Source organism: Mycobacterium sp. NGS17, from assembly GCF_059813205.1.
Genome location: NZ_JCALED010000008.1, coordinates 150,536 through 169,981 on the forward strand (window position 1 = coordinate 150,536; position 19,446 = coordinate 169,981).

16 protein-coding genes are annotated in these 19,446 nt (G+C 67.5%); 8 read left to right on the top strand and 8 right to left on the bottom strand.

Annotation, left to right across the window (positions count from 1 at the left end):
- Positions 1 to 13: 13 nt before the first annotated feature.
- The 5 genes from AC5Y7E_RS18430 to AC5Y7E_RS18450 are packed head-to-tail and all read left to right on the top strand — an operon-like array spanning position 14 to position 6,169.
- Positions 14 to 826 carry an enoyl-CoA hydratase/isomerase family protein gene (locus AC5Y7E_RS18430; protein WP_499921372.1) on the top strand — a complete coding sequence of 271 codons (813 nt, stop codon included), beginning with the start codon at positions 14 to 16 and terminating at the stop codon, positions 824 to 826.
- A complete protein-coding gene (locus AC5Y7E_RS18435; protein ID WP_499950225.1) occupies positions 817 to 1,611 on the top strand; it encodes an enoyl-CoA hydratase/isomerase family protein in 795 nt (264 codons plus the stop codon). The genes AC5Y7E_RS18430 and AC5Y7E_RS18435 overlap by 10 nt, the downstream gene beginning before the upstream one ends.
- Entirely contained in the window at positions 1,611 to 3,080 is a 1,470-nt protein-coding gene (locus AC5Y7E_RS18440) for a class I adenylate-forming enzyme family protein (protein WP_499950226.1), read from the top strand. The genes AC5Y7E_RS18435 and AC5Y7E_RS18440 overlap by 1 nt, the downstream gene beginning before the upstream one ends.
- Positions 3,070 to 4,638: a class I adenylate-forming enzyme family protein gene (locus AC5Y7E_RS18445; RefSeq protein ID WP_499950229.1), complete on the top strand. Its 1,569-nt coding sequence runs from the start codon at positions 3,070 to 3,072 to the stop codon at positions 4,636 to 4,638. The genes AC5Y7E_RS18440 and AC5Y7E_RS18445 overlap by 11 nt, the downstream gene beginning before the upstream one ends.
- Positions 4,631 to 6,169 carry a class I adenylate-forming enzyme family protein gene (locus tag AC5Y7E_RS18450; RefSeq protein WP_499950230.1) on the top strand — a complete coding sequence of 513 codons (1,539 nt, stop codon included), beginning with the start codon at positions 4,631 to 4,633 and terminating at the stop codon, positions 6,167 to 6,169. Before AC5Y7E_RS18445 ends, AC5Y7E_RS18450 begins: the two co-directional genes overlap by 8 nt.
- Before the next feature lie 63 nt (positions 6,170 to 6,232).
- Here AC5Y7E_RS18450 and AC5Y7E_RS18455 read toward each other — a convergent pair whose 3' ends face one another.
- Genes AC5Y7E_RS18455 through fabG form a run of 5 tightly spaced genes read right to left on the bottom strand, consistent with a single transcriptional unit; the run spans position 6,233 to position 11,295 of the window.
- Positions 6,233 to 6,925, bottom strand: coding sequence for a GntR family transcriptional regulator (locus tag AC5Y7E_RS18455; RefSeq protein WP_499950231.1), 693 nt, complete (start codon positions 6,923 to 6,925; stop codon positions 6,233 to 6,235).
- A gap of 4 nt (positions 6,926 to 6,929) precedes the next feature.
- Entirely contained in the window at positions 6,930 to 8,123 is a 1,194-nt protein-coding gene (locus tag AC5Y7E_RS18460) for an acyl-CoA dehydrogenase family protein (protein ID WP_499950233.1), read from the bottom strand.
- Between the two features lie 18 nt (positions 8,124 to 8,141).
- Positions 8,142 to 9,341 (bottom strand): CoA transferase, encoded by a 1,200-nt coding sequence (locus AC5Y7E_RS18465; RefSeq protein ID WP_499950234.1) that lies wholly within the window; start codon positions 9,339 to 9,341, stop codon positions 8,142 to 8,144.
- Positions 9,338 to 10,564, bottom strand: a complete 1,227-nt coding sequence (locus AC5Y7E_RS18470; RefSeq protein ID WP_499950235.1) for an acetyl-CoA C-acetyltransferase — start codon at positions 10,562 to 10,564, stop codon at positions 9,338 to 9,340. The genes AC5Y7E_RS18465 and AC5Y7E_RS18470 overlap by 4 nt, the downstream gene beginning before the upstream one ends.
- Positions 10,561 to 11,295 (bottom strand): 3-oxoacyl-ACP reductase FabG, encoded by a 735-nt coding sequence (gene fabG, locus AC5Y7E_RS18475; protein ID WP_499921402.1) that lies wholly within the window; start codon positions 11,293 to 11,295, stop codon positions 10,561 to 10,563. Before fabG ends, AC5Y7E_RS18470 begins: the two co-directional genes overlap by 4 nt.
- A 128-nt stretch (positions 11,296 to 11,423) precedes the next feature.
- Between fabG and AC5Y7E_RS18480 the strand changes: the two genes are divergently transcribed.
- The 3 genes from AC5Y7E_RS18480 to AC5Y7E_RS18490 are packed head-to-tail and all read left to right on the top strand — an operon-like array spanning position 11,424 to position 13,923.
- Positions 11,424 to 12,596, top strand: coding sequence for an acyl-CoA dehydrogenase family protein (locus AC5Y7E_RS18480; RefSeq protein WP_499950237.1), 1,173 nt, complete (start codon positions 11,424 to 11,426; stop codon positions 12,594 to 12,596).
- Positions 12,597 to 12,624: 28 nt separating this feature from the next.
- Positions 12,625 to 13,446, top strand: coding sequence for a mycofactocin-coupled SDR family oxidoreductase (locus AC5Y7E_RS18485; protein ID WP_499921355.1), 822 nt, complete (start codon positions 12,625 to 12,627; stop codon positions 13,444 to 13,446).
- A 48-nt stretch (positions 13,447 to 13,494) separates the two neighbouring features.
- A complete protein-coding gene (locus AC5Y7E_RS18490; protein WP_499950238.1) occupies positions 13,495 to 13,923 on the top strand; it encodes a pyridoxamine 5'-phosphate oxidase family protein in 429 nt (142 codons plus the stop codon).
- A gap of 4 nt (positions 13,924 to 13,927) precedes the next feature.
- On the opposite strand, the gene AC5Y7E_RS18495 is transcribed toward AC5Y7E_RS18490, so the two are convergent.
- The 3 genes from AC5Y7E_RS18495 to AC5Y7E_RS18505 all read right to left on the bottom strand — a co-directional run bounded on the left by AC5Y7E_RS18495 (position 13,928) and on the right by AC5Y7E_RS18505 (position 19,431).
- On the bottom strand, positions 13,928 to 15,004 hold the full coding sequence (locus AC5Y7E_RS18495) for a phosphotransferase family protein (protein WP_499950239.1): 1,077 nt from the start codon (positions 15,002 to 15,004) through the stop codon (positions 13,928 to 13,930).
- Positions 15,005 to 15,091: 87 nt separating this feature from the next.
- Positions 15,092 to 16,828: an ABC transporter ATP-binding protein gene (locus AC5Y7E_RS18500; protein WP_499950241.1), complete on the bottom strand. Its 1,737-nt coding sequence runs from the start codon at positions 16,826 to 16,828 to the stop codon at positions 15,092 to 15,094.
- Positions 16,825 to 19,431: an ABC transporter ATP-binding protein/permease gene (locus AC5Y7E_RS18505; protein ID WP_499921347.1), complete on the bottom strand. Its 2,607-nt coding sequence runs from the start codon at positions 19,429 to 19,431 to the stop codon at positions 16,825 to 16,827. Before AC5Y7E_RS18505 ends, AC5Y7E_RS18500 begins: the two co-directional genes overlap by 4 nt.
- Between the last annotated feature and the right edge of the window lie 15 nt (positions 19,432 to 19,446).

Genomic DNA, 19,446 nt, shown 5'->3' on the forward strand with positions numbered 1-19,446 from the left:
GAAGGGATGATCGATGCCCACTGAGTCATTCGACACCATCAAGTACGACGTCGATGGGCACACCGCGACTATCACCCTGAACCGTCCGGACGCCCTCAATGCTCTCAGCCCGCACATGATCACCGAGCTGCGCGCGGCCTACGACGAGGCCGAAAACGACGACAACGTCTGGCTCACCATCGTCACCGGCACCGGCCGGGCCTTTTGCACCGGCGCCGACGTCAAAGAGATTCCGGAAGACGGCAAGGTGATCTACGAGCGGCCATATCTGTCGACGTACGACCAGTGGGAGGCGCCGCAGGAGGGCACGCCGCCATTTCGCGCTATGGCCAAGCCCGTGCTGACCGCCGTGAACGGAATCTGCTGTGGCGCCGGCATGGATTGGGTCACGACGACGGACATAGTGATCGCTTCCGAGCAGGCGACCTTCTTCGATCCGCACGTCAGCATCGGGCTGGTGGCCGGCCGGGAACTGGTGCGGGTGTCTCGCGTGTTGCCCCGCTCGATCGCGCTGCGAATGGCCTTGATGGGCAAGCACGAGCGGATGGGCGCGCAACGCGCCTACGAGCTCGGGCTGATCAGCGAAATCGTCGAGCACGAGCGTCTGCTCGAGCGTGCCCACGAGATCGCGGACACCGTCAATTCCAATGCGCCGCTGGCAGTCCGGGGCACCCGGCTGGCGATCCTCAAGGGGCTGAACGTTCCGCTGCACGAGGCGGAGATACTCGCCGAGACGTTCCGCGAGCGTGTGCTGCGTACCGAGGACGCGCAGGAGGGTCCGAGGGCTTTCGTCGAGAAGCGCAAACCGAACTGGCAATGCCGATGACCTTCGAAACCATTCTGCTCGAGGTGGACGCGCACGACCATGTCGCCACCATCACGCTGAATCGCCCCGATCAGCTCAACGCGTTCAACCGCACCATGTGCGAGGAAATGGCCCGCGCGTGGCGCACGGTCAAGCTCGACGACGCGGTGCACGCGGTGGTGCTACGCGCCGCCGGCGATCGGGCGTTCAGCGCCGGCCTGGACATCAAGACGCCGTACGGGCAGCCCGAAAACATCTGGCACCACGAGGATCCCGGAGAAGCCCTGAGCCCAAAGTGGCAGAAGATGTGGAAGCCCGTGGTCTGCGCGGTCCAGGGCATGTGCACCGCGGGCGCGTTCTACTTCGTCAACGAATCCGACGTGGTCATCTGCTCCGAGGACGCCACGTTCTTCGACTCTCACGTGTCGGCGGGCCTGGTCTGCGCATTGGAACCGATCGGCCTGATGCGCCGCATCGGCCTGGGCGAAACTCTGCGCATAGCACTGATGGGCAACGACGAACGCGTCAGCGCCGACACCGCGCTGCGCATCGGGTTGGTCTCCGAGGTCGTCGCCGCTGACCAGCTCTGGAGCCGCGCCCACGAGATCGCGGCGACCATCGCGGCCAAGCCCCCGACCGCGACCGCGGGCACGGTGAAAGCGATTTGGGAATCCCTGGACAAGCCGTACCGCGCCGCGATGGAGCAGAACCTGATCTACACCCGGCTGGGGAACCCGCTGGGCATCGCCGAGCTCGCAGCTCAACGCGATTCCCAAACCCGGGTGGGTGAACCGGAGATTCGCTGATGTCGCGCCACCCACTGGTTCAACGCATCGCCGAAGTGCTTGACCTACGGCCGGACTCGCGTGCCATTGAGTATGGCGGGCAGTGGATCTCCTGGGCCCGGGTGGCCGCATCGGCACAACGCATCGCCGCCAAAACCTGCGGAGCCGAAGTCGGGATGCTGCTCCGCAACCGGCCGGGACACGTGGCCGCCTTTCTGGGCGTGCTGCTGAGCGGCGGAACGGTGGTGGTCATCAACCCGTCGCGCGGTGACGAGCGCACCAAGAACGACATCGTGGGGCTGCGGCTTCCGGTGATCGTGGGCGAGCGTGCCGATCTGACGGCGCTGGTACCCGCGGGCACGCCGACCGTCGCGATTTCGGGTCTGTTGGATGACGACGACGCGATCGCGCCGTCCGCTCGCGAAGGCGGTCCCCCGTCCGGCGTCGCGGTGCGCATGTTGACCAGCGGCACGACGGGGCCACCCAAGCGAATCGACCTGAGTTACGACATGCTGGCGCGCAGCGTGATGGGTCCCGAGCCCGAGCAGGCGGCGTCGCCTCAAGGGCTGCGCCGCGGCATCGCGATCGTGAACTCACCGCTGGTGCACATCGGCGGGGTGTTCCGGGTGCTGCAATGCGTCGCCGAGGCACGACCGTTCGTGCTGTTGGAACGTTTCGAGCTCAACGCGTGGGCCGAGGCGGTGCGCAAGCATCGCCCCCGCGCGGCGTCGCTGGTACCGGCCGCGTTGCGAACCGTGTTGCACTCCGATGTTCCGCGCGCCGACCTGGCAAGTCTGAAGGCCGTCACCTGCGGGACGGCACCGCTGTCGGCCGAGGATGCCGATGCCTTCACCGAGAAGTACGGCGTGCCGGTTTTGACCTCTTATGCGGCAACCGAATTCGGTGGTGGCGTGGCGGGCTGGACACTTTCCGACCATCAGCGGTACTGGAAGACCAAGCGAGGCAGCGTCGGCCGGGCCAATCCCGGCGCTGGGCTCAGGGTGGTCGCCGAAGACGGAACCCCTTTGGGCCCGGACGAAGTGGGCCTGCTGGAGGTAAAGCCGGGCCAGCTTGGGCCTGCCGCGCAATGGATGCGGACCACGGATATGGCGCGGATCGACGACGACGGGTTTCTCTGGATCGTCGGGCGCGCCGACCAGGCGATCATCCGCGGCGGTTTCAAGGTGGTGCCGGATGACGTTCGCGCCGCATTGGAGAGCCACCCCGCGGTGGCCGGCGCGGCGGTGATCGCCCGACCCGACGAGCGGCTCGGCGAGACACCGGTCGCCATGGTCGAGCTACGCGAGCGGGCCCACGCCGACGCCGAGGCGCTGGTGAAGTACCTGCGAGAGCGGCTGGCGGGTTACGAGATACCCACCGAGATCGCGATCGTCGACACCATCCCCCGGACACCATCGGGGAAAGCCGATCTTGGTGCGATACGAAACTTCTTTCGCCAGCCCGCGATCCAACGCGACCATGCCCGTTGAATCATTGACAGTCGGCGAGCTCCTGCGGCGGCAAGCCGGTTCGCGCGGCGACCACCCGTTCCTGGTCTGCGACGGTGACCGGATCAGCTACGCCGAGACCGATTTCCGTTCGGCGCGGCTCGCGCGCGGTTTGGTTGCTCTCGGCGCCGGCAAGGGCACCCACGTGGGGCTGCTCTATCCGAACGGATCCGACTTCGTCGTCGGGATGGCGGCCGCGGCGCGAATCGGTGCCGTGCTGATTCCGTTCTCCACCTTCGTCACCGGCCGCGAGCTGCGCGAGCAACTTGTCGATAGTGACGTGGAGATCCTATTGACCGCCAGGTCTTTTCGTTCTCACGATTACCTGGAACGCCTGCGCGAAATCCTCCCGGACGCCGATCTCGGCTCCCGCTTGTATTGTGCGACAGCACCGCAACTGCGTCACGTCGCGGTAACGCACGAGACCGTAGCTGGGCGCGCCGACACTGTCGATCCGGCATTGCTGGCGGCGCTGGAAGATGATGTCGCGGAATGCGATCCGATGGCGATCGTGTACACGTCGGGCTCCACCAGCTGCCCGAGGGGGGCGGTGCACACCCACGGCGCCCTGCTCGCGCATCAACAAACCCTCAACAGGGTCCGGGGCTTGTCCGCCGACGACAGGCTGTTCTGCAATTCGCCGTTCTTCTGGATCGGTGGATTCGCGTTCGGCCTGCTCGCGACCTTGGTGGCCGGATCGACCTTGGTGTGTTCCAACGCCGAAGATGCGGGCGCGACGCTCGATCTGCTGGAGACCGAGAAGCCCACCATGACCAACGGTTTCGCGGCGGGGGTCGCCCACCTGGCCGACCATCCGAGCTTCCCCCAGCGCGACTTGACCTCGATGCGGCGCGGCAATCTGTACCCGATCATGGCTCTCGATGCCCGCCCGGTGGACCCGGAACTTCGGCACAACATGCTGGGCATGACCGAGGCAGGCAGCGTGGTGCTGATCGGCGATGACGAAGCCGACCAACCCGAGCACCGGCGCGGCTCGTTCGGCAAGCCGGCACCGGGCGTTGAGACCAAAGTCGTCGACCCCGACACCGCGGCCATCAAGCCGGTCGGCGAGGTCGGCGAGTTGTGCATTCGCGGACCGTGCCTGATGCAGCGCTATTACCGGCGCAGCCGCGAAGAGTGTTTCGATGCCGACGGTTGGTTTCACACCGGCGACTTGGTGCGCGTCGATGCCGAGGGATTCGTCTATTTCCTCGGCCGGCTCCGCGCGATGATCAAAACGGGGGGCGCCAATGTCTCGGCGGCCGAGGTGGAGAAGGCCATCAGTAGGGTCACCGGCGGAGCACCGGCTTATGTGATCGGCATTCCCGACGCCCGGCGCGGGCAGGTCGTCGCCGCGGTGGTTGTCCAGCCCGACGGTGCCACGGATTTCGACGAAGCGGCACTGACTGCGCTGCTCAAAACGGAGCTGTCCGCGTACAAGATTCCCAGGCGGTTCCTCGCCCTGCGCGGCGCCGAGGTTCCGCTGCTGTCCAGTGGCAAGGTCGACATGCGCCAACTCACGGAACTCTTCGATGCCTAGCACCATCGACGAGCTGGTGCGGTTGCGGGCCCAACACGATGCTGACACGCCGATGGTGATCGATCCCACGTCCCGCATCAGCTACCGCGAACTCGACTCGACGACAGGCGATTTGGCCGCCACCTTCATCGAGGCTGGCGTGGTCAAGGGCACCCGGGTGGGGCTCATCATGCCCAACAGCACCCGCTGGGTGCAGATCGCCATCGCCCTGACCCGCATCGGCGCGGCGCTGGTACCACTGAGCACCCTGCTGAGGGCCGCGGAGCTGGCCGCGCAACTACGGGCGGCCGCGGTGCAATTCCTGCTCAGCGTCGAGGAGTTCCGCGGGCACCGCTACCTGGACGAGCTCAAGACCACGCGCCGGACCGAACTTCCCGCGTTGCGGGCGGTCTGGTCGGTCGACCGACTCGAAAAAGCCTGCCCGGGCGAGCGGGCCCGCAACATCGTCGACCCCATGACAGCGACGGTCACGCCCGCCGACCCGCTGGTGATCATGTTCACCTCCGGCAGCAGCGGACCACCCAAAGGAGTCATCCACTCGCACGGCAGCGCGCTGGGCGCTGTGCAGTCGGGCCTTGCGGCTCGCTGCATCGCCTCTGATACCCGCCTGTATCTGCCGATGCCCTTCTTCTGGGTGGGCGGCTTCGGCAGCGGCATACTCTCCGTCCTGCTGGCCGGCGCCACCCTGGTGACCGAAGAAATCCCGCGGCCGCAAACCACCCTGAGACTGCTGGAAGACGAACGGGTCACGCTGTTTCGCGGCTGGCCGGACCAGGCCGAGGCGTTGACGCGGCACGCCGGCGAGGTCGGCGCCGACCTCTCGGCCCTACAGCCGGGAAGCCTGCAGGCCCTGTTACCGCCCGAGCGGCGCGCCCGGCCCGGCGCGCGAGCCGCGTTGTTCGGTATGACCGAGGCCTTCGGGCCGTACTGCGGTTATCCCGCCGATACCGACATGCCCGCCTCCGCGTGGGGCAGCTGCGGAAAACCCTTTCCCGGCATGGAAGTCCGCATCGTCGACGCCGACAGCGGCGCGCCGACCGCGGCCGGCGCCACCGGCGTGATCCAAATCCGCGGACCGCACACGCTGCGCGGCATCTGCGGGCGCACCCGCGAGGACCTCTTCACCGCCGACGGCTTCTACCCCACCGGTGACCTCGGCCACCTCGACGACGACGGATTCCTGTTCTACCACGGGCGATCCGACGACATGTTCAAAGTCAGCGGCGCGACCGTCTACCCCAGCGAGGTCGAGAGCGCGCTGCGCACGATCGACGGCATCGACAACGCCTTCGTCACCAATGTTCCCGGCGCCGCGGGCAATCGGGTGGGCGCGGTGGTGGTGTGCCGAGGGTTGACCGCCGATCGGTTGCGCGGCTGCGCGCGAACTCTGTTGAGCGCCTTCAAGGTTCCGACGGTGTGGCTACTGCTGGAATCCGACGAGGACGTTCCGCGCGGTGGCACCGGCAAGGTCGACATCCGTCGACTGCGCGAGATGTTGGCAGACGAGGCTCAGGGCCCGGCACGTTGTTGATCCACGACACCTTGCCTGGTACCCAGGCGCGCGCGAGCAACAAGAGATACCGCCGGGGCGGCTTCAGGAAGACGTCGGACCGCCGACGTCGGCCACCACTCCGCGTGCGACGAGGTGATCGATCAGCGGCACCGCCCCGGCGGCAAGGTGTTCCGACATCGCCGCGCGGGCGAGCTTGGCGTCGTGCTTTTTCAGCGCGGACAGGATCCGGCGATGGTCGTGCATCGACTGTTCTGGCCACCCCTCGATGGCGGGGAACACGGATTCGGGGGCATACCGGGTGATCTGTGACATCAGCTGCGCGAGCTTGGGCGAGTCCGCCGCGACATTGATGGCCCGGTGAAACTCGTGATTCAGCCGCACGGTGCGTTCGTGTTCATCACCCGCGTACGCATCCTCCAGTTGCGCCTGGATCTCCTTGAGCTCGTGCAGTTGCTCGTCGGTGATGTTGAGCGCCGCCCGCGCGGCCAACTCGCCACCGACATGCGCCTGCACATTCGCCACATCGGTGACGTCGCGTCCGGTGACCGGCAGCACCACAAAGCCACGGCGCGGTTGCTGGTTGATCAGGCCTTCGGCGCACAGCGCGAACAGCGCCTCACGCACCGGTGTGACGCTGATACCCAGCTCCGCGGCCAATTGATCCAGCCGGACGTACGATCCGGCGGCGTACGACCCGTCGAAGATCCGCCGGCGGATGAGGCGCGCGACGTCCTCGGAAAGTTGAGGCCGCGCAGCGAAATCCGGAACGCTCATCTGCTTACACCTGATACTCGGCGAGCAGTCGCTTGCTGATGATGTTCTTCTGGATCTCGCTGGTGCCCTCGCCGATGAGCAGGAATGGCGCGTCGCGCATCAGCCGCTCGATTTCGTATTCCTTGGAATAGCCGTAACCGCCGTGGATCCGGAAACTCTGTTGGGTGACTTCGGTGCAATATTCGCTACACAGGTATTTCGCCATCCCGGCGGCGACGTCATTGCGCTCACCCGAGTCCTTCAAGCGCGCCGCGTTGACCATCATCAGGTGTGCGGCTTCGACTTTGGTCGCCATCTCGGCCAATTGGAACGCGATGGCCTGATGCTCGGCGATCGGCTTGCCGAAGGTCTCGCGTTGTTGCGCGTAGCGCACCGCGAGCTCGAACGCGCGAATCCCGAGGCCGCACGCGCGGGCCGACACGTTGACCCGGCCGACCTCGATGCCGTCCATCATCTGGAAGAAACCCTGGCCGGTGCTGCCGCCGAGCACGTCGCCGGCGCCGGCCCGGTAGCCGTCGAAGATCATCTCCGTCGTTTCGATGCCCTTGTAGCCCAGCTTCTCGATCTTGCCCGGGATGCGCAGGCCGGGAACGACTTCCCCGAAACCCACCGGCTTCTCGACCAGGAACGCGGTGAGGTTGCGGTGCGGTTTGTCCGAGCCTTCGTCCGTGCGCACCAACACCGCCACCAGCGTGGCAGTGGCGCCATTGGTCAGCCACATCTTCTGGCCGTCGATGGTGTAGGTCCCGTCGTCATTGCGCCGCGCCCGGGTGCGGATCGCGGCCACGTCGGAACCCAGCTCCGGCTCCGACATCGAGAAGGCGCCCCGCGTCTCACCGACCGCCATCCGCGGCAGGAACCGCTGCTTCTGTTCGTCGGTGCCGTGCTGACGCAGCATGTAGGCCACGATGAAATGCGTATTGAGCACGCCGGACACGCTCATCCAGCCCCGCGCCAGCTCCTCGACACACAGGGCGTACGTCAACAGCGACTCACCCAGCCCCCCGTACTCCTGCGGAATCATCAGGCCGAACAGGCCCATCTCCCGCATCTGGTCGACAATCGCTTGCGGGTAGGTGTCGGCCCGTTCCAGCTCGGCCGCGTGGGGAATGACGTCCTTCTCCACGAATTTTCTTACGGTAGCGACGATCTCGGTCTGCACCTCGGTCAAGCCGAGCGTTTGGGCGAGTCTGGTCATGTGCTGCGTTTCCTTTGCTCAGCAGGCGATGGTCTTGGCGGTCGTCAGACGCTCGATGTCGGCGGCGGTCAACCCCAACCGCGCGAGGATGTCGGCGGTGTCCTGCCCCAGGGCGGGCGCGGGCGCGCTGGCCGGGTGTGTGCCGTCGAACGCGGCCGGCAGCCCGGGGGCGAAGTATTCGCCGAGACCCGGTTGCCGCAATCGCGAGAACAGAGGATTGTCAGACACTTTCGGACCCACGGCCACCTCGGCGAAAGTGCGGTACCGCTCGAACAGCACCGTGGTGCCTGACAGCGCGATGGTGATCTCGTCGGCGGTGTGAGCGCTGAACCAGGTGGCGAACAAGCTGGAAAGCACGTCACGGTAGCGGTAACGATCGCCCTCGGACCCGAAATCCGCGCCCAGCGCCTCGGCCAGCGCCGACACCGCGCCGTCGGTGCCCGTCACCGCAAGCAGGTCGCGAAAATGCCTCCCCGTCAAGGTGACCACCATGAACCTGACCCCGTCACTGCTGAGAAAGTCCTGCCCGTACTGGCCGTAGATCGCGTTACCCAGCCGTTCGCGTTGTGTCCCATTGACTTGCGGCTCGGTCAGCAACCCCAAGTTGGCCGCGGTGGCCAGGGCGACGTCCTCCAACGCCAGGCTGATCCGGGCCCCCGCCCCGGACCGCTCGCGGTGGCGGACGGCGGTGACGACGGCGAGCGCGGCGTACAGGCCGCAGCACACGTCCCAGACCGGCAGCACGTGGTTGATCGCTCCGCCATGATCGGCCGGACCGGTGACGAGCGGATAGCCGAGACCCGCGTTCACCGTGTAATCCACTCCAGTGGATCCGTCACCGCGCCCGAGTAGCTGCACGTGAACCACGTCGGGGCGCTTGGCCGCCAGCACCTCGTGGCTGAGCCAGGACAATCCCGCGGCGTTGGTCACCACGATGCCGTCGCCCTCGATGATGAGCCGCTGAACCAGTTCGTGGCCTTCCGGGGACCGCAGATCGATGGTGGCCGAACGCTTCCCCTTGTTCAGGCCGGTCCAATAGATCGAGGTGCCATCCGCCGCCAGCGGCCACCGTTGCACATCGGATGCGCCGCCGATGGGGTCGACCCGGATGACTTCTGCGCCGAGCTGACTCAGCGTCATACCGCACAGCGGGGCGGCGACGAAACTCGACACCTCCACGACGGTGAGGCCGTCCAGTGGCAACGCCGAACCGGTCATCGCGACGTGACCCGTTCGAAGACGGCCGCCAGGCCCTGGCCGCCGCCGATGCACATGGTCTCCAGTCCGTAGCGCGCCTCGCGGCGATGGAGTTCGCGCGCCAAGGTGGCCAGCATCCGGCCGCCCGTCGCGCCCACCGGATGGCCCAGCGATATCCCCGAACCGTGCACGTTGGTCCGCTCGTGATCGGCGGCGCCGAACTTCCACTCCCGCATCACCGCAAGCGCTTGCGCGGCAAAGGCTTCGTTGAGCTCGATGAGGTCGATGTCGGACAGCTGCAGGCCCGCCTTGGCCAGCGCCACCTCGGTCGCGGGCACCGGGCCGATGCCCATGACGTCGGGTGCGACCCCCGCCACGCCCCACGACACCAGACGCACCAACGGCTTGAGGCCGTATTCGTCGGCCTTCTCCGGGGTGGTGACCACGCACATCGAGGCCGCGTCGTTCTGCCCACTGGCGTTGCCGGCGGTCACCGTCGCCTCCGGATCATCCTTCAGCAGAACGGGTTTGAGCTTGCCCAGCGACTCGACCGACGTGTCGGCGCGCGGGTGTTCGTCGGTTTCGATGATGTCGTCACCCTGTCGACTGCGGATTATCACTGGAATTATTTCCGAGGCCAGGACTCCGTCCTTCTGCGCGGCGACGGCACGCTGGTGGGATCGCACCGCCAGCTCGTCTTGCTCCTGGCGTGAAATGCGGTACCGGCGGCGCAGATTCTCGGCCGTCTCCAGCATTCCGCCCGGCACCGGGTAGTTCCGGCCGCCGGCGGTGGTGCGTCCCCGCGCCAACCCGTCGTGCACCTGAACGCCGTTGCGGGCGCCGCCCCAACGCATGTCGGTGGAGTAGAAGGCGACGTTGCTCATGCTCTCGCAGCCGCCGGCGACGACGAGGTCGTTGTCCCCCGCGGACACCTGCAGGCACGCCTGGATCACCGCCTGCAGGCCCGAGCCGCAACGCCGATCGACCTGCATGCCCGGAACCGTCACCGGCAGACCGGAATCCAGCGCCACCACGCGCCCGATCGCCGGCGCGTCGCTGTTCGGATAGCAGTGGCCCAGGATCACGTCCTGCACGGTGTCGGGCGCCAGCCCGGTCCGTTCGAGCAACCCCTTCAGCGCGGTGACGCCGAGGTCGACGGCGCTGCACGCCTTGAACATTCCGCCGTAGCGGCCGATCGGGGTCCGGACGGGTTCACAGATGACGGCCTGGCGCGTCGCGCTCATAGGTGGCGGCCGCCGGTGATTTCCATAACGGTGCCCGTCATGTACGACGACAGGTCGGACGCCAGGAACAGCGCCACGCTGGCGACCTCGCTGGGCTCACCGGCCCGGCCCAGCGGCACCTCGGCGACCTTGGAATCCCAAATCCGTTGCGGCATGGCCTCGGTCATGGCCGAGCGGATCAGGCCGGGGGCGATCGCGTTCACCCGGACGCCCAGGTAGGCCAGCTCTTTGGCGGCCGCCTTGGTCATGCCGACGATGCCCGCCTTGGCCGCGGAGTAGTTGGTCTGGCCGATCATGCCGACCTTGCCGGACACCGAGGACATGTTGATGATGGAGCCGCGCTTGTTTTCGCGCATGACGGCGGCGGCCAACCGGGTGCCGTTCCAGGTGCCCTTCAGGTGCACGTTGATCACCTGATCGAACTGCTCCTCGGTCATCTTGCGCATCGTCGCGTCCCGGGTGATCCCGGCGTTGTTGACCATGATGTCCAGGCCGCCGAAACGCTCGACCGCGGTCTGGATCAGGGTTTCGACGTCGGCCGACCGGGTGACATCGCACCGAACCGCGATCGCGACATCGTCGCCGCCCAGCTGCTTGGCCACGACCTGGGTTTCCTCGAGGTTCACGTCGCCGAGCACGACTCGGGCACCCTCGGCGACGAAGCGCTCCGCGATGGCCAGACCCAGCCCTTGCGCTCCGCCCGTGATTACCGCGGTCTGACCTGTCAACATCGCCACCTGCATCACACATCCTTCACTGTCGTCGCCTCCACCGGGCACCCGTAAGGCAAATATCATATTTGATATAGGATCCTGCCCTGAACCGGGGTGTCCCGGATCGAGAGAGGAGTGTGGAGCCCATGGCCGCCGCCGAAGCCCCTGAAGTCTCCGACGAGGACTTCCGCGAGATTCTCGCTCAGACAAGGCAATTCGTTCGCAGCGCCGTTGTCCCGCGGGAGCAGGAGATTCTCGACACCGATCGCGTTCCCGACGACCTGCGCGACGAGGCCAAGAAGATGGGCCTGTTCGGCTACGCGATTCCCCAGGAGTGGGGCGGCCTTGGCCTCAACCTGATGCAGGACGTCGAGATGGCGATGGAGTTGGGCTACACGTCGTTGGCGCTGCGTTCGATGTTCGGTACCAACAACGGCATCGCCGGACAGGTGTTGGTGGGGTTCGGCACCGACGAACAGAAATCCCGCTGGCTGGAGTCGATCGCGTCCGGCGACGTCGTCGCCTCCTTCGCGCTGACCGAACCGGGCGCCGGATCGAACCCGGCCGGCTTGCGCACCAAGGCCGTTCGCGACGGGGATGGTTGGGTCATCTCCGGGCAGAAGCGCTTCATCACCAACGCGCCCGTCGCCGATCTCTTCGTGGTGTTCGCACGCACCCGGCCGGCCGACGACCAGGGCCCGGGCATCGCCGTGTTTCTGGTTCCCGCCGACGCCGCCGGGGTGGAGGTGGGCGCCAAGGACGCCAAGATGGGCCAGGAGGGCGCCTGGACGGCGGACGTGAACTTCACCGACGTCCGCATCGGCCCGGATGCGCTCGTCGGCGGCAGCGAAGACCACGGGTACCGGGCGGCCCTGACGTCGTTGGCCCGCGGGCGGGTGCACATCGCCGCCCTGGCGGTGGGCGCCGCTCAACGCGCGCTCGACGAATCCGTGTCGTACGCCGCCACCGCCACGCAGGGCGGGACGCCGATCGGCAGCTTCCAGTTGGTGCAGGGCATGCTCGCCGACCAGCAGACCGGCGTGATGGCCGGCCGTGCGCTGGTGCGCGAAGCCGCTCGGCTGTGGGTCGCCGACGAGGATCGCCGGATCGCGCCATCAGCCGCCAAGGTCTTCTGCACCGAAATGGCCGGCAATGTCGCGGATCTCGCGGTGCAGATTCATGGCGGCACGGGTTACATGCGGGGCGTTGCCGTCGAGCGCATCTACCGCGATGTGCGCCTGCTGCGGCTGTACGAGGGCACCAGTGAAATTCAGCGGTTGATCATCGGATCGAACCTCGTCAAGGCCGCGCAGCGATGAAAGTGGCCAGACCCAACAGAGGAGAACTATGAGCGGCAAGCTGGCCGGAAAAGTGGCATTCATTACCGGCGCGGCGCGCGGCCAGGGCCGGGCGCACGCGGTGCGCATGGCCCGCGAAGGCGCCGACATCATCGCCGTCGATATCGCCGGCAAGCTGCCGTCGTGCGTGCCCTACGATCCGGCGACCCCCGGCGACCTGAGCGAGACCGTGCGCCTGGTCGAAGCGGCGGACCGACGGATCATCTCGTCGGTGGTCGACACCCGCGACTTCGACGGTCTGCGACAGGTGGTCGCCGACGGCGTCGCCGAGCTGGGCCGGCTGGACATCATCGTCGCGAACGCCGGGGTCGCGGCTCCGCAGGCGTGGGACGACATCACCCCGGAGAACTTCCGCGACGTGATGGACATCAACGTGACCGGCACCTGGAACACCGTGATGGCGGGCGCGGACAAGATCATCGAGGGCGGCCGCGGCGGCTCGATCATCCTGATCAGCTCGGCGGCCGGCATGAAGATGCAGCCGTTCATGATTCACTACACCGCCAGCAAGCACGCCGTCACCGGGCTGGCGCGGGCCTTCGCCGCGGAGTTGGGCAAGCACTCGATCCGGGTCAACAGCGTTCACCCGGGCCCGGTCAACACCGCGATGGGCTCCGGCGACATGGTCAACGCGGTGGGCAAGACCATGGAGACCAACCCGCAGCTGTCGCACGTCCTCACGCCGTTCCTGCCGGACTGGGTCGCCGAGCCGGAGGAGATCGCCGATACCGTGTGCTGGCTGGCCAGCGACGAGTCGCGCAAGGTCACCGCCGCACAGATCCCGGTCGATCAGGGCTCGACGCAGTACTGATCGCGTTAGCCCGGGAATAGCTCCACGGTCGCGGCGTTTGCACTCGTCATGAAAGCCTTCAGTGAAACCGAGCGCCAGGAGTTCCTCGCCGACAAGCATGTGGCCGTGCTGTCCGTCGCCGCCACCGAAGGCCGGCCGCCGGCCAGCGTCCCGATCTGGTACGACTACACCCCCGGCGGAGACGTCCGGATCATGACCGGGGCGTCCAGCCGCAAGGCCCGGCTCATCACCCAAGCGGGCACCGTCACGCTGGTGGTTCAGCGCGAGGAGCCGCCGTATCAGTACGTCGTGGTGGAAGGCACCATCGTCGAGACCACCAACCCGGCCCCGGCCGACCTACAGGAATCGATCGCCATCCGATACCTCGGCGAGGAAGGCGGTCGCGTGTTCGTGCAAAGCATGGAAGGCGTCGAGGAGGTGCTCTTCACCATCCGGCCCGACCGCTGGCTGAGCGCCGACTTCACCGGCGACCTCTGAGGCCTCAGCCGATTAAGTCGAGCGTCCCCAGCTCGCGGATCGCCTGGCAGCCGCGGCTGAGCATGGCCAGCACCATGTCGTCGCCACGCTCGGTGGCCGCGGCGAATGCGAAACCCAGCGCCGAGATCAATGGTGCCTGCAACACCCCGAGCCGATAATCGCGCCAACATGTTTCGCGGTCGTAGCCGCCGACGCCGCCGGCCGTCAACGCCCGGTGATAGTCGGTGACGAGCTCTTCTTCGATGTCGGCCCGCAGTTGCGAACTGAGACTGGTCGCGGTGAAGTAGGCGAGATCCCGGGCCGGCAAGCCCACGCCGAGCGTCTGCCAGTCGACCACGCTGACCCTGGTTCGTTCGGGATCGAACAGCAGGTTGTCCAGCCGATAGTCGCCGTGCAGCAAGGCAAACCGGTCGTACTCGGATAGCAGCCACGGCGCGATCGAACCCATTGCCGCGCTGAAGGTGTCGCGGTCTTCCGGGCTCATCCGATCGCCCAGCTTCTCCAGGGTGATGTCGGCGCTCATTTTGGCCACCTCGCCCATCCCGTTCGCGCCGGCCTCATCCGGCCGACCGAATGCGATGCCAGGAAAATCGAGCCAGGCGGGATCGCACCAGCTGGGTGCGTGCAGCCCCGCCAGCGCGGTAACCGCAAGGCGCGCTTCGGTTTCGCCACACCCGATGAGCTGATCGCCCTGCACCGCCGGCGCCTGGTCGGCAAGCAACAGGGCGAAGTCCATTGCATCATCGGTGATCTCGGAATAGAAGCACCGTGGCGTCGGCACTCGGACCCGATCCACCACCGAGGAGTAGAACGCGCATTCGCTGCGATAGCCGATCACCACCCGGTCGCGCACCGTGTCGTCCTGGGCGGGCAGCTTGATCACGAAGGTCTGCGGCAGGTCGCCGGGATCCGTCGCATAGCGAGCGGTAACCCGGTAGGTCGCGCCGGTTTGTCCCGTCCCGATCGCGACCACGTCCACGTCGGCGACCTCGACGGGTGTGCCACCGCCAGACAGCGCGGCCGACAACCACTGCGGGGTCACGTCGCCGGGATAACGCGGTATCGACAACACAGCACTCATAAGCGGCACGCCTCCTGTCCGCGGACAGCTCGGTCCGACTGACAAACTGTAAGGCATACCGCAAGAGTTGCGGTCAACCGCGGTGCGCTATTCCGCCAGAATCCGCCATTCGGCGGCCTCGTGCTGCTGGCGCCAGAATTCGTCGAAACGACCACCCGCAGCGAGCAATTCGTCAACCGTCCCATCTTCGACCACCCGGCCGTTGTCGACGAACAGGACGCGGTCGGCGTGACTGATGCTGGCCAGCCGATGCGCGACGATCACCTGGGTGCGCGATTGCCGGTCGGCGGTGAGCGCGTCGACCACCGCGGCCTCGTTCTCGGTGTCCAGCGCGCTGGTCGCCTCGTCTACCAGCAATATCGGTGCGGGCTTGAGCAACGCGCGGGCGATGCTGACCCGTTGCCGCTCGCCACCGGACAGCGCCGAGCCGCCCTCTCCGACGACGGTATCGGCGCCGTCGGGCAGCCTCTCGACGAGCTCGTCGACCCGCGCGAGCGCCACCGCCCGCGCGAACCGCTCGTCGCCGGCGCCGGGATCCCCGGCGAACACGTTGTCGCGGATGGACCCGTGGAAGAGGTAGGGATGCTGGAACACCACGCTGCTGGCCGCCCGCCGCGCGTCGCCGTCCAGCGTCGCCGCGTCCACACCGTCGATCAGCACCCGGCCGCCGGCGGGCTCGTGCAGCCCGGCGATCAACGCAAGGATGGTGCTCTTGCCCGAGCCGGACGGTCCGACGATCGCGGTGGTGCTGCCCGGCTCCAGGGTGAAGCTCACCCCGTCCAGCACCGGCGCACCCGCACCGTCGTAGCGGAACACGACGTCATCGAAATCGATGCGCGGGGTCGCGCCGCCCGCGCGCGCGGCGGTGCCGACATTCACCAGCGGCGCCGTCAGCACCGAGCGGATGTTGCCGAGCGTGGCGCGGGTGCTTTCCAGCGCGGGCGCGAGTTCGCTGATGGTGGTGAACGGTTCGAGGTAGCGCACGATGACGACGATCAGTGCGATGGCCTCGGCAACCGTGAGCGTTCCATTCACGGTCAGCGCGGTGGTCGCACCGGCCAGCAGGATCAGTGCAAGCTGGCTGGCGATGCTGAACAGCAGCTGCCCGGGGACCTGCATGGAGAGTAAGCGCATGGTGGCACCGTGCTGTGCGGCCAGTGCGTCGCCTACCAGGCTCCGTGCGGGCTCGACGCGTCGCGCGGCTCGCAGTGCCTGCTGGGTTCGGGCGAACTCGATGATCCGTTCGGTGAGCGCGCTATTGGCGTCGGCCGCCGCGGCATCGGCGCGCCGCGCCAGGCGGGCCGATGCCCACAGCGCGCCCAACAGCAGCGGCAGGCCACCCAGCGCGGCGGCCCCCAGCTGCCAGGAGACCGGCAACAGGACCACAGCGATGACCGCGGGCAGCAGGACGGCGGAGATCAGCGGCGTGAGCAGGTTGACGACCAGGCCGACGAGTTCGGGACCGGTGGCCGCGATCGCCTGCCGTGCCGTCGCGGTGTGCTCGGCGGTGAACCAATCCAGCCGCACACCGGGCAGCCGGTCCGCCACGTCGTGCTGGCTGTGATCCAGCACGGCGAAGCCCAGGTTGAAACCGATCCGCGCCGTTGCGGTGTCGATCACCCAGCCGGTCACGGTGGCCGCGGTGAGCCAGCCCAGCCAGACCAGCGCGCGCCGTGGGTCGTCACTGAACAGCGCCCCGACCAAGGGGACCAGCAGCACGGTGGCGACCGCGCGCACCACCACGGATATCAATGCCAGCACCGTGTAGGTGATGACCCGGTTGCGGCGATCGGCCGGCACCAGACTCAACCACGTGCGAATCATCGTGCCCCCTCGCCGGACGTGCCTGCGGTCAGCTGGTCGCGGCGGCCACCCTCCCACAACCGCCGGTATCGGCCGTCGGCGGTCAGCAACTCGTCGTGCGTGCCGCGTTCGACGATGCGGCCATGGTCGAGCACGACGATCTGGTGGGCCCGGGTGATGGTGTGCAATCGATGCGCGATCACCAGCACGGTGCGGTCCCGCGTCAACCGGTTGAGCGCTTGCTGCACAAGGTATTCCGATTCCGGGTCGGCAAAGGCGGTGGCCTCGTCGAGGATCAGCACCGGGGTGTCGGCCAGGATCGCGCGGGCGATGGTGAGCCGTTGGCGTTCGCCGCCCGAAAGCCCGCTTCCGGCGCCCAGCATGGTGTCGTAGCCGTTGGGCAGTCGCATGATGCGATCGTGAATTTGGGCGTCGCGGGCCGCTTGCTCGACTTGTGCCGCGGTGGCATCCGGCACAGCCAGGGCGATGTTTTCCGCCACGGTGCCGTGCACCAGTTGCGTCTCCTGCAGCACGAACCCGACCTGGGCATAGAGCTGGTCGGCGGTCATCGACCGAATATCCTGTCCCCCAACACGTATCGAGCCTTGCCCGACATCGTGGAACCGGGCCAGCAAGGCGGCCAGCGTCGACTTGCCCGACCCGGAGGGGCCGACCAGCGCGGTGACCGTGCCGGGCCGCAAGGTCAGCGAGACATCGTGGATGACGGGAACGTCGGGGCGGTAGCCGAAGCCGACGTTGTCGAACACCACCGTGCCCGCCGAATCCTGGTCGGCTTCGTCGTGGGCTTGTACGGCGAGGTCGGCCTCGTCGAGCGCGTTCTGCAGGCGCCGGGCCGCCAACAGGCCGGCGCGGATGCCGCCCAGGCCGTAGGCGATGCCGAGCAGCCGCGCGCCGAATGTGGTGCCCAGCAACAGGAACGGCAGCAGGTCCACCGGGTTCATCCGGCCCGTGACCACCAGCAAGGTGCCGGTCACCGCGATGAGCCAGAGGAACGTGGCCGGACGGGTGACCAGATCCATGAAGGTCTTCTTGCCGGCCAGCGGGCGCTGCCAGGCGACCAGGAAGCCGACGTAGTCGTCCAGGCGGGACCGGAAGCTGGAGGCGGCGGCCCCCCCGAAGACGCGGATCACCGGCTGGCCTTCCAGGTATGCGCCCGCCTCGCCGCTCATCGTCTCCGCCCAGCGTTGCGACTGCGGGATGCGCGGGCCCGATTGGATCGTCAGCGATGACGTCAACACCAGGTACACCAGGACGGGCACGAACAGCACCAACGCCACCCGCCAGTCGACGGCGAACAGGTAGACCAGCACCGCGACCGGTGCGACGGCAGCGGCGACGGCGTCCGGGATGGCGTGGGTGACCAAGTAGTGCAGGGACAGCGTGTCGTCCTGCACCAGCTGCTTGATCGATCCCGAGCCGCGCGCGGTGAACCAGCCCAGGGGTAGCCGAGACAACTTGAGCAACAGCCGCTTTCGCAGATCACGGGCGAACCGCGCGTCGACGACGTGGAGCCAGAGGGTGAGGGCGGCACCCAGCAACGCCCCCAGGCCCAGCAGCGACACCGCGGCGATGCCGATGCCGGCCAGCCGGGACGCGGGCGCGCCGGATACCAGCAGCCGGGCCAGCTCGACCAGCAACACGAACGGCGCCAGCTGCACCAGGGTGATCACCGCCTGCAGCGCGCCCGAGACGATCAGCGCCGACCGCAGCGGAGCGAGGAGTCGGCCGGCGCCCTGGGCACGCCACTTACCGCGGGCCGCCTGGGCGGGAGTCACCTGCTGAGCCGATTCCAGTTGCGCCGCAATGTCTTCCGTGGAAATGCTGGGCGTGATCTGATCGGGTGATTCCGGCTCGTCGTTGCGGCGCGTGCCCATCGCGCGCCCGGCGCTCCAGTAGGCCTGGGCGTGCACCTCGGATTTGGGGAAGCCGAATTCGTCGCGCAGCCGCGCTCGCACCTGCTTGAGCGTGGTGGCCTCCGGCGTCGCCCACGCGTACCAGTCCGACCAATCCCGGCTCTCGATCGCGGCGGCCAGCGACTTCTCGTCGTGGCGGACAACCCAGTGCAGCCGCAGCCGGGGATGCTTCGCGACCGGGATCAGCGTGTCGTTGTCGTCGTGCTGTTCGAGGTACATCTCGATCGGGACGTCGTCGGGGACGACGCCGATGATGCCGTTCATCCCCGGGATGGATGCCGAGTCGCCGATCAGCAGGTAGCCGGCCGGCTGTTCGTCGGGCACGTCGAACCGCGACGAGCCCATCAGGGCCATGACGGCGATGGTGGCCCCGGGCTGCACGGTGCGCGCCCATGATGACGCGGGGCCGGCGGGATCGTGCAGCACGATATCGACCGCGAAACGTCCGGCGGGAACGTCCGCCTCCGAGACCGTGTAGGCGCGCTGGAATTCGGTTTTCGATCCGTCCGGGTCCGGGAACCAGAACCGCAGCCACGCAGCCGGTTCGGCATCGACGTCTTCGAACAGCGTCGGCGATGTCATGCGCACCCGCACGAAATGCGGGGCGATCCGGACGGTTTCGATCACCGTCGCGGTGTGGTCGCGCGCGCCGAAGCTGCGCAGCATCACACCGGAGAATCCGCGTGCCATTAGCGGTCCTTTCTC